Source organism: Ercella succinigenes (genome assembly GCF_900002895.1).
In genome coordinates, this window is record NZ_CDHP01000024.1 from 52,992 (window position 1) to 60,753 (window position 7,762).

General features: G+C 42.0%; 5 protein-coding genes. 1 reads left to right on the forward strand and 4 read right to left on the reverse strand.

Features of this window, described 5'->3' with window-relative positions:
* Positions 1 to 78: 78 nt before the first annotated feature.
* The 4 genes from AC0KSB_RS06965 to AC0KSB_RS06980 form a co-directional block, all read right to left on the reverse strand.
* On the reverse strand, positions 79 to 993 hold the full coding sequence (locus tag AC0KSB_RS06965) for a glycyl-radical enzyme activating protein (protein ID WP_472307688.1): 915 nt from the start codon (positions 991 to 993) through the stop codon (positions 79 to 81).
* Entirely contained in the window at positions 987 to 1,961 is a 975-nt protein-coding gene (locus AC0KSB_RS06970; RefSeq protein ID WP_472307690.1) for an ROK family protein, read from the reverse strand. The genes AC0KSB_RS06965 and AC0KSB_RS06970 overlap by 7 nt, the downstream gene beginning before the upstream one ends.
* Positions 1,962 to 2,043: 82 nt before the next feature.
* The gene (locus AC0KSB_RS06975) at positions 2,044 to 4,455 is read right to left on the reverse strand and encodes a glycyl radical protein (RefSeq protein WP_472307692.1); all 2,412 of its coding nucleotides are present in this window, start codon (positions 4,453 to 4,455) and stop codon (positions 2,044 to 2,046) included.
* 86 nt (positions 4,456 to 4,541) lie between these two features.
* Positions 4,542 to 5,291: a DeoR/GlpR family DNA-binding transcription regulator gene (locus tag AC0KSB_RS06980; protein ID WP_472307693.1), complete on the reverse strand. Its 750-nt coding sequence runs from the start codon at positions 5,289 to 5,291 to the stop codon at positions 4,542 to 4,544.
* 1,031 nt (positions 5,292 to 6,322) lie between these two features.
* On the opposite strand from AC0KSB_RS06980, the gene istA reads away from it, so the two are divergent.
* Positions 6,323 to 7,624: an IS21 family transposase gene (gene istA, locus AC0KSB_RS06985; protein ID WP_472307695.1), complete on the forward strand. Its 1,302-nt coding sequence runs from the start codon at positions 6,323 to 6,325 to the stop codon at positions 7,622 to 7,624.
* Positions 7,625 to 7,762: the final 138 nt, after the last annotated feature.

Here is a 7,762-nt window from a genome sequence, read left to right on the forward strand (position 1 = left end):
AAAATCATAAACGCTATTTATAGGGAAGTCTCTTCAACAAAAAGTTTAAATTTGCTTGGGCTTTTAACTCTATCCTAATCACATTATCTCGGTATCCAGTCCATAAGAGAGGAAGGTCTTAAGATGATCGATCAGATCCTCCTCGTGAAGCGCCTTATGTTCACTAAACTTGTAATCAATACCAAGCATCTTATATTTATTTTCACCCATCTGATGGAAGGGAAGCAGATGTACTTTTTTTGCCCCTTGTTCAAACAGAAACTCAGCCATCTTAGCCATCTCATCCGGTGAATGATTGAAATCAGGAATGACTGGAATGCGAACGATCAGATCAGGTGCCTGCCGGCCAATAATTGCCTTCAAATTTCTGAGGATAAGCTTATTGGAAACGCCAGTATAATGCTTATGCTTGTCGTCATCCAGCTGCTTGAAATCAAACAGAATCAGATCGGCATGTTTCGTTACACGATCGAAAATTTCCGGCTGAGCATAGCCGGTCGTTTCGATTGCGGTATGAATGCCCTTCCTGCGCGCCTCATCAAGAAGAGTGATCGAGAACTCCGGTTGCATCAGTGCCTCGCCGCCAGACAATGTCAAACCGCCCCCAGACTTGTCGTAAAAAACCTTATCCAGCAGCACCTCTTCCATGACCTCTTCTACACTCATTCGTGAACCTGAAACACAAAGCGCTTTGGTCGGGCAGGTCTCGACACAGGACATACAGCTGATACACTTTTTCCTATCAATATTAGGGTAAAAGTAATTTTCGCCGAAGGTTATCGCACCCTCATCACATGGGTGCATGCATTCGCGGCAACCGATACAATCCTTCTCCTGGAACAGTATTTGAAAGGCCATCGGCTGTGATTCCGGATTAGAGCACCAGAGGCAGCGTAGAGGACAGCCCTTGCAGAAAACAATCGTCCGTATTCCAGGTCCGTCGTGAAGACTACAGCGCTGTATATTAAAAACATTACCTTTTGTGTTTAGCATATACACTCCAGATCTACCAGCAGCTGCTCTGCTCCTATGATGCCAAAATCATGTTCAAGCTCAGCGAATTTGAAATGAATAATATCATTGGGCTGAGTTACATTGAATTTTCTGAAATATGCAAAGACCTTGTCAAAAAGCAGTGGTCCCATCTTGACCAGTCCGCCGCCGAAAACATAACAGTTGATATTGTAGGTCTGATATGTGTTGAAGATCCACATGCCGAGATAATAGGCCATGGTATCAATTGCCTTAAGCGCCATTTCATCACCATCTTTGGCACATTTTTCTATGATGTAGCCATCAATACGCTTAGGATCGCCACCGGCCATATCGAACATTGAGGTTTGTCCTCCAGCTTCGATCCAATGCCTTATATGCTTAACGATATTGGAGCCGGACGCCCAGGACATGAAGCAGCCCTTATTACCACAGCCGCACTCTACACCCTCGTCAGGTGTGATTAGCATATGACCAGTCTCGCCAGCCGCACCGTAGCTTCCTCTGAACAACTCGTTATTGATAATGATTCCGTTTGATATTCCGGTACTTACAGCACAGTAGAGCATATGCTTATGACCTCTACCCGCTCCGAAGCGATGTTCGGCGAGCGCAGCAACATTGCAGTCGTTGTCGAGGACGACCCTTCTGCCAAGCTTGTTTTCAAAATACTGCTTGGCCTCAAAATCCTTTAGAGTACAGATGTTTGAAGTGCAGATTATCCTGCCTGTTTCAAAATTAATATACGATGGCATGGCAAGACCTATGCCGGAAACATTGCCAAGACTGATGCCAGCCACATCAATCAGGTCATATATGCCTTTCACAATGCGTTCGCAGATGTCCTCACAGGTGCCGCAGCTTTTTGTCGGATGCTGGTGTCTTGCCACTATTTTGTGGCTGCTGTCAAATAAGCCATAGGCTGATTTGGTGCCGCCAATATCTATTCCAATCGTGTATTCATTCATTTAATAGCCCCTCCCAGAGTCAAACTAATGGCAAGGCAGTACCATATCAGGACTGCCTTACCGGGTTAGCTAATTATATAAATCAAAGAGAATGTTCGGTTCTTGCGATAATGTCATTTTGAGTTTCTTGTGACAGTACATTGAAAAAAGCACTGTAGCCAGCTACTCTGACGATAAGATTACGGTACTTCTCAGGATTCTTCTGCGCTGCCAGCAGAGTATCTCTAGAGACGATATTGTACTGGACATGGAAACCGTGCAGATCGTCGAAGAACGTTCTGATCATATTCATCAGCAGCTCGACACCAGATTTCTTAGCCAGGCTGGTTGGGGAGATCTTCTGATTAAGCAGCACCCCTCCAGTGATTTTATTATTTGGTAGCTTGCCCATTGATTTGTAAACTGCGGTTGGGCCTTTGGCATCTGTGCCGTGAGATGGTGAACATCCCTCTGCCAGAGGGGTTATGGCTTTTCGACCATCAGGCATCGCACCAACTGTGCTGCCTTGTGGCACATTGGCGGAAATCGAAGAAGTGCCTGGGTAGTATTTGCCACCGATAGGACCTCTGCCATAACGAGTGTTCTTGTATTTGGATATCTCATCGATGAATTCATTATAAGCGTCCACTAAAAGTTGATCGACATAGTCATCATCGTTGCCAAACTTCGGTGCTCGATTGAGCAGAAGCTGTCTGATTTTTTCTCCCTCGATGCCTTCAAAATCATTTTCCAATGCCTGCCATAGCTCTTCGCGGTTGATAATTTTATCCTCATAAACCAGTTTTTTGATTGCCGCGAGTGAGTTGCCAAGGTTAGCGATACCTACCTGCAAACCACTGACAAAATCGTATATAGCGCCGCCTTCTTTGATAGTTTTGCCTCTGTCAATACAATTGTTAGTAAGTGCCGAGCAGAGAATATCTGGTGTCTCCATCTCCAGCGCGTAATCGGCTGTCGTATCCATGATAACTGTTTGTCTTGCGAAATAACGAACAGTTTTAGACCAGGCATCCATAACTTCATCGAAGCTCTCCATATCGAGAAAGTGCTTGCCCAGGCCAGGGTGGATCTGCTTTTTGCTAAGAGGCTCAACGCCATTGTTCAGAGATGACATAAGTACCTTACCGAAGTTGAGGAAGCTCATGCCGGTGGTTCTGTAGCCCCATTTACCTGGAACGGCAACCTCAACACAACCGATGGCACTGTAATCATAAGCGTCTTCCTTAGAAACACCAATCTCCATGAACGAGGGAATAATGACCTCGTCATTATTGTAGGCTGGCATGCCGAAACCGAGCTTAACGACCTCGATCGTCTGTGCAAGGAACTTCTTCTGTGTGCCGCTATGGTAGCGCACGGTAAGATTTGGCTGTGTGAAACGAATTCTGCCAACACTGCGCAGTATCAGTACACTCAGCTCATTTGAGGCATCCTTTCCATCACGAGTTTGTCCGCCTATTGTCACGTTCTGATAGAGAGGTCCGCCTGCGGAAAAACGTGTATGTGTATAACTACGAATTTTATTAATTGTGTAAGCTTTGATCCAGAGCAGCTCAAGCAATTCTGTTGCTTCCTCTTCTGAAATTGCTCCTGATTCAATGTCTTTCATGTAGTACGGATAAATATACTGATCTAAACGACCAAAGGAGGTTGAATGACCATTGGATTCTATTTGCAGAATTAACTGAATAAACCATGTGCTCTGAACTGCTTCATAGAAATTCTCAGCAGGATACTCAGGTACTCTTCTGCAAACCTGAGCGATCTTAAGCAACTCGGCAGATCGCTTGTCATCTTGCTCGTCTGTTGCCATTTTCTCAGCAAGATCAGCAAAACGATTGGCAAAAGCCGCGACCGCGTCGCAGACTATTATTACGGATTGCAGGAAATACTGCTTCTTATAATCTTCAAAATCAGAGATATCAAGGCTCTTAAGCTTGTTCGCAGCATGCTCTTTGACGCCCTTGATACCCTTGTTCAGAACTTCACTGAAGTCTGCCGCAACATGACCGTCGCCAGAAGTAATATTACCTTCTGCCTTGATCATGCCGACATCGTATAGGAAACGACTCTCTTCAGGCATTATAGCCAGAGCCTTATCCTTCAGTGTTTTACCTCGCCAGAATTTACAGATCTCAAGCAGCTCTGTCTTCTGATCAGCCTCTATATAGAAGCGATCACCTGGTCTCTTGTCGAACTCATCAATTTCATTCTCGATCCAGTCGACTGCGTATTCAGGGAAAATAGGAGCTGCACGATGCCTGCTCGCTTGATTTCCTACTATAAGCTCGCCATCATCGATGAAAATCGGCATATCCCTGAGAATAGCCTCGAGGGATAACGCTCGTTTAATAACTACAAGCTTATCTTCGTTGTTTTTGTAAACATCAGTTATTATTTTTGCTCTGTCGATACAAATAGTTGACTTGGCATCAAGTATCTTCTCTCTTAATCCTTTTACTCTTTTGCTTGATTCACCAAAAAAACTGGACATTTCTTCACCTCAATAATAAATTCTCAGCCCGAAAATTGTCTTATCTATTGAAACTGCCTCGATCGGCAGGTGTTGACATTATTTGCTCAGTCTATGACTGTTTTTACCTCTATCTTATTAGCCTTGAGATCCTCTATTATCTCGTCGGTCAGGTTACTATCGGTTATAACCATGCTGGTTTCTTGTAGAGAAATTTGCGTAGCGACTCCTCGTTGATAAAATTTGCTGGAATCTGTAAGAACGATCAACTTCTCGGCTCTCTTTGACATAGCCGCAACAACATCTGCTCTATCAAGATCCATGCAAGTGAAACCTTCATTAGTGGAATAACCGTCTGTGCCTATGAACATCTTGTCCACATGGAAGCTGCTTAATGCCTGCCTAGTAAGAGGACCGGTACAGACCTCAGATTCTGTTTGGAAGTTTCCTCCTAAGAGAATAATATTTGCATTTGGTATATCCTTAACAAAACTGGCAATAAAATATGAGTTGGTGACGATGGTTACTTCCTTTGTTTCACAGAGTTTTTTAGCCAGAATAGCATTCGTAGAGCCAGACTCTATCAAAATTGTTTCTCCGTTTTTGACCAATTCAGCAGCCTTATCCGCAATTTTGAGCTTGAGGCTATAATTGATGTTGAGTCTGTTTGCAATTGATTCGTCTGACATTGGTATAGCACCGCCGTGTCTACGTCTGATAAGACCATCATTTTGTAGTATTTTTAAATCATTTCTGATTGTAACCTGAGAAACTTTGAACATTTTGGCCATATCGGCAACGCTCAATTCATCATTATCTGTTAAGGCCTTAACGATTTGTACTCTGCGATCCAGCATACATACCTCCTAAAAAATGCATTTTGTGGTTGCTTTTATGATAGCAAATGAAACCATGATAGTCAATAAACAACTTACGAATGATAGTTTATTAAATTCCGAATGAAAATAAAATAACGCGAATACGACAAGGGTTATGCGAATAAATATCTGTTATGTATCTGAAAAGTATTTTAAACTTAAGCAGCCTAATTATATTTGTCAAGCGAAATTAAGTGACCAGATTTCGGATGAAAATACAAGTGTTATTCTTTTTCTTCGGTGCTTTTGTCGATCCTCTAATTGTAGACAACTGGCGAAGTCATCAAGCACACTTAGTATATAATTTTGATTGGCAAGCTATAAAAGCACCAGGTGTAAATACACCAGAAAAATTTTGAATAGCGAACTTCAATTTTAAACCTTTGAAAAAGTGCCTAAGCGTAGTTACTGAAAACGGGACTATTTTAGAATTTCGGACAGATTGGTAAGATAGAAACAAGATCAGGAGGATTCGAAAATGCCCATCCAACAGAAGAATTCAAGAAACAAATAGTGGCACTAAAACAAAATGGAAAATCGACAACAGATATAGAAAAAGAATATCAAATAGCAAAATCGACAATCATAAAATGGACAAATGATATTTTAAAGCAAGCAGCGCTGATAATGGGACGAAAATAGATATTATTTTAGCTAATAAGAATAAGTACAGTGTAAGCGCAATGGCCAGAGTATTAAATATACCAAGAAGTCTGATGAATTATAAAAAAAGATAAAAGTATGCAATACCAAGCTGGAAAATGAAATAATAGCCATATTTAGGGCAAGTAAAAATAATTATGGAACAAGAAAAATCAACCAGATAATGAATAAATATCGACTGATTTCAAATTATACGATAAAACTGTATATGGCAGAATAGAAATACCCCAAAACGGAAGCTAAGAATTCCCCCAGGTGGCATAAAATAAACTCCACCGCCACGCCCCCGAATCGTATATCCTTTTGGTTAGGACTAATAACTGAAAGGAAGATCGGAGATGATGACAATGGAGCATATCTATCATATCAGGTATGAATACTTTGAAAAAGGTAAAAGTATTCATCAAGTAGCAAGAGAAACAGGACACGATCGTAAAACAATCAAGAAATATCTGAATCAGGAGGATTTCAACTTGCCGAAACCGGTACGAAGAACAAGGACGAGTAAAACAGATCCGTACCGTGATCAGATAAGATTATGGCTTGTGTCAGATCAGAAGGCACCACGCAAGCAGAAGCACACGGCTAAACGAGTGTATGACAGATTGGTGGCACAAGAAGATGCTGCTGGCCGGATATTTGATGTTTCAGAAAGATCTATACGCTCAATTGTTTCGGAGTTGAAAAAAGAACTAGGCCAACAAAAGATAGCATCTCTACCACTACTGCATCCTGCAGGAGAAGCACAGGTGGATTTTGGTGAAACACAGTTTTATGAGCAGGGCACATTGTACGATGGATATCACTTGGCAATGACAATTCCTCATTCTGACGCTAAGTTTGTTCAGTTGTTCAAAGGTCAGAATTTGGAGTGTCTATCGCAAGGGTTAAGTGATATTTTTAAACATATTGGCTTTGTCCCGCGCGTTATTAGATTCGATAATATGTCTACTGCGGTCAAGGAGATAAAAGCACAGGGTGAACGTGAAATAACAGATGGCTTCAGGCGTCTGCAGTGTCATTTGGGTTTTGAAAGCAACTTCTGTAATCCTGCGTCCGGACATGAGAAAGGCTCAGTAGAAAACTATGTAGGATACAGCAGGCGCAACTATTTTGTTCCTGTACCTGAAATATCTGATCTTATTGAATACAATCGCAGTTTGCTTGAGAAGTGTGACAAAGACCTAACCCGTGAGCATTACAAACTAGAAACAACTGTTTTGAAGTTGTTTGAGGAAGACAAGACGTGCATGCTTTCGCTGCCAGAATATGAATTTGATGCCTGTCGCTATGTGCATGCCCGAACAAATCAGTATGGTATGGCCAGGTTTCAGAACAACAGCTATTCAACAGCTGGTAATTTGGCTAAGACAGAGATCACACTAAAGGTAAGCGCTCACCATGTGACAGTCTTGGATGACAAAATGAAGATAGTTGTCACACATAAACGGCTGTATGGCAAAAACAAAGAATCTATGGTTTGGGGGCCATACCTTAATGTGTTAGCGCAGAGACCAACAGCACTAAGATACAGCGGCTTTTTTAGAGGCTTACCAGAACCGGTGCGCAAATTCTTGGACAACTGTGATCACGACGGTAAAAAACAGGTGCTGAAATTCATTTCGCAAACAAGTAAAGATTGGTGTTAGTATATAAGTATGGACAGGTAAAGTCGAACAAGTTATATTAACAAAAAAGCAAGAAGGAGAAAGTTCGACATGGCCAAATCCCAGAAGAAATACCCCGCTGATTTCAAGCAGCAGCTGGTTGATTTGTACACCAGTGGT

Coding starts and splice junctions, on each gene's coding strand:
- AC0KSB_RS06965 (WP_472307688.1), bottom strand. CDS start 993: ATGCTAAACACAAAAGGTAATGTTTTTAATATACAGCGCTGTAGTCTT.
- AC0KSB_RS06970 (WP_472307690.1), bottom strand. CDS start 1,961: ATGAATGAATACACGATTGGAATAGATATTGGCGGCACCAAATCAGCC.
- AC0KSB_RS06975 (WP_472307692.1), bottom strand. CDS start 4,455: ATGTCCAGTTTTTTTGGTGAATCAAGCAAAAGAGTAAAAGGATTAAGA.
- AC0KSB_RS06980 (WP_472307693.1), bottom strand. CDS start 5,291: ATGCTGGATCGCAGAGTACAAATCGTTAAGGCCTTAACAGATAATGAT.
- istA (WP_472307695.1), top strand. CDS start 6,323: ATGGAGCATATCTATCATATCAGGTATGAATACTTTGAAAAAGGTAAA.